This is a genomic window from Spongiactinospora gelatinilytica (genome assembly GCF_003236385.1).
Lineage (GTDB): Bacteria > Actinomycetota > Actinomycetes > Streptosporangiales > Streptosporangiaceae > Spongiactinospora > Spongiactinospora gelatinilytica.
The window spans coordinates 1-2,771 of sequence record NZ_POUA01000602.1; the positions used below are offsets into that span (position 1 = coordinate 1).

Genomic DNA, 2,771 nt, shown 5'->3' on the forward strand with positions numbered 1-2,771 from the left:
GCCGGGCGGGGCGGGTGTGCGCGGCGCTTCACGTGGGCGATGAGAAGTGGCTGGACAAGGTGGTCTTCGCCGCCCGGCCGTCGGCCGACTGCGGGCACGGCGGCCCGGCGAAGTGCACCGACTACGCCGAATGGCAGAAGCGCTGGCAGGAACTGGTCGACTGACGCCGCTCACGACAGCGCGGCCCGGCGTCTGCCGGGAACGGGCGCGGGAAACGGGCAGGGCGCCGTCGCCGGGGCGGGCAGCAGCGCGTCGGCGCACTCGCCGCAGGCCAGTACGGCCACGCCGTCCGGCAGCCGCCCCACCCGCATGCGCGGTCTCGGCCACTTCTTGTGGCAGACGACGCACGCGTCGCCGTTCCGCTGGGCGCACGTCAGGCCGTCGGGATCGAACAGCCGTGCCGTCGCGGTAGGACCCCCGTCCATCACGCTCCCCGAGGTGATCGTCAGTGCCATACGGGAACCGTTATAACCCTGTCTCGCTCACTGATCGCCTAATCGGGCGTCAAGGTGCGGTAAATCACCGGCGTCACGCTTGGCGTAGGGCAATAAATTAGGACACCAGGCATATAAGCCTGATGTCCTAATTGCCGGGCAAACCAGGGGAGACACGGGAAGACTTCGGAAAGATCAGAGGTCGCCGAAGACCTTCTCCAAAATGCCGAGCCCCTCGTCCAGCAGGTGGTCCGGGATCACCAGCGGCGGCAGGAACCGCAGCACATTGCCATAGGTGCCCGCGGTCAGCGTGAGCAGCCCCTCGGCCTGGGCGCGCCGCAGCACCTCGCCGGTCGTGGCCGCATCGGGCTCCTTGGTGCCCGGCTCGACCAGCTCGATGGCGACCATCGCGCCCCGGCCCCTGACGTCGCCGATCACCGGGTGGCGGTCGGCCAGCGCGCGCAGCCGGGGCAGCATGATCGACCCGATCCGCCTGGCCCGCTCGACCAGCCCGTCGTTCTCGATCGTCTCCAGTACCCCCAGCGCCGCCTCGCAGGCCAGCGGGTTGCCGCCGTAGGTGCCGCCCAGACCGCCGACGTGAACCTGGTCCATCAGCTCGGCCCGGCCGGTCACCGCGGCCAGCGGCAGCCCGCCCGCGATGCCCTTGGCGGTGGTCACGATGTCCGGCACGATGCCCTCGTGCTCGCAGGCGAACAGGTCGCCGGTCCGGGCGAACCCGGTCTGTACCTCATCGGCGATGAACACGATGCCGTTGGCCTTGCAGAACTCCGCCAGCCTGGGCAGGAACCCGGGGGCCGGCTCGATGAACCCGCCCTCTCCGGCGATCGGCTCGATCACCACGGCCGCGACGTTCTCCGCGCCGATCTGCTTGTTGATCGCGTCGATGGCCTGCGCGGCGGCCTCGGCCGCGCAGTTGTCCGGGCCGGTCGGCCAGCGGAACGGGTAAGCCAGCGGCATCCGGTAGACCTCCGGCGCGAACGGCCCGAACCTGTGCTTGTAGGGCATGTTCTTGGCGGTGAGCGTCATGGTCAGCAACGTCCGCCCGTGGTAGGCGTGGTCGAAGACGACCACCGCCGGCCGGCCGGTGGCGTGCCTGGCCACCTTGACGGCGTTCTCCACGGCCTCGGCGCCGCTGTTCACCAGGAACGTGCGCTTCTCGTGGTCACCGGGGGTGATCCGGTTCAGCGCCTCGCACACCTCGACGTACGACTCGTACGGCGTGACCATGAAACACGTGTGCGTGAAGTCGCCGACCTGCTTGCGTACCCGCTCTGCCACCCGCGGATTGGCGTTGCCCACGCTGGTGACCGCGATGCCCGAGCCGAAGTCGATCAGCGAGTTGCCGTCGGCGTCCACGACGACGCCGCCGCCCGCGTGGGTGACGAAGACCGGCAGCGTCGTACCGATGCCCGGGGGCACCGCCGCCTGCTTGCGGGCCAGCAGCTCGCGGGACCGGGGGCCGGGGATCTCGGTGACGACGCGGCGCTCCTGGGGAAGCGACGGGCCGCCCTGCGTGATGGTGCTCATACCCGTGACGGTACGTGTGGCCGGGCCCGGTGCCGATGCTGCACTATGGCAGACTGATATGGCCTTGGTTGTCCAGATAGTACAACCCGCCCGGGCGCTCCAGGAAGAGATCGACACGTGGCACCGACACTGCGGCGCGTCGTCGCCCACGCCCCGCTTCGGCTGCGCGCCCTCGGCGACGAGGACCTGCTCGACCGGCCGGTCCGCTGGGTGGCGGTCAGCGAGCTGGAAGACCCCACGCCGTTCCTGGAGGGCGGCGAACTCGTCCTGACCACCGGGATGCGGATCAGCCCGGAGACCGCCGGATCTTACGTCACGCGGCTGGTCGAGCGCGAGGTCGCCGGGCTCGGCCTCGGCCTCGGGCTCACCCATGAGACCGTGCCCGCCGAACTCGCCGAGGCGGCGCGGCGCGCCGGGCTGCCGCTCATCGAGGTGCCCCGCGAAACCGCCTTCGTGGCCGTCGGCAAGGTGGTGAGCGAACTACTGGCCGCAGAGCAGTACGAGGAGCTGAGCCGGGCGTTCGCCGTACAGGGGCGGCTGACCAGGGCCGCGTTGCGCCCGGAGGGGACGCACGCGGTGCTGGGCAGGCTCGTCGCCGAGATCGGCGGCTGGGCGGCGCTGCTCGACGACGCCGGCGAGGTGATCGCCACGGCGGGCGAGCGGGCGGAGGCCCGCGTCCCCGCGCTGCGGCCCGAGCTCGCGCGGCTGCGCGGCAGGCACGCCAGCCTCACCCTGTCCACGCCGGATGAGCATGTCATCGTCCAGGCCCTCGCGGGGGCGGGCCGGGTC

At 71.3% G+C, this 2,771-nt stretch carries 3 protein-coding genes; 1 reads left to right on the forward strand and 2 read right to left on the reverse strand.

Annotated elements, in window-relative coordinates; all coding sequences use genetic code 11:
* Positions 1-170: 170 nt before the first annotated feature.
* Together C1I98_RS37525 and gabT are read right to left on the reverse strand one after the other, a co-directional pair.
* Positions 171-455, reverse strand: coding sequence for a hypothetical protein (locus C1I98_RS37525; protein WP_233508525.1), 285 nt, complete (start codon positions 453-455; stop codon positions 171-173).
* A gap of 174 nt (positions 456-629) precedes the next feature.
* Positions 630-1,982 (reverse strand): 4-aminobutyrate--2-oxoglutarate transaminase, encoded by a 1,353-nt coding sequence (gene gabT, locus C1I98_RS37530; RefSeq protein WP_111172003.1) that lies wholly within the window; start codon positions 1,980-1,982, stop codon positions 630-632.
* A gap of 117 nt (positions 1,983-2,099) precedes the next feature.
* Here gabT and C1I98_RS37535 point away from each other — a divergent pair.
* Positions 2,100-2,771: PucR family transcriptional regulator ligand-binding domain-containing protein (locus C1I98_RS37535; RefSeq protein ID WP_199537514.1), on the forward strand; the 672-nt coding region annotated here is incomplete at its 3' end.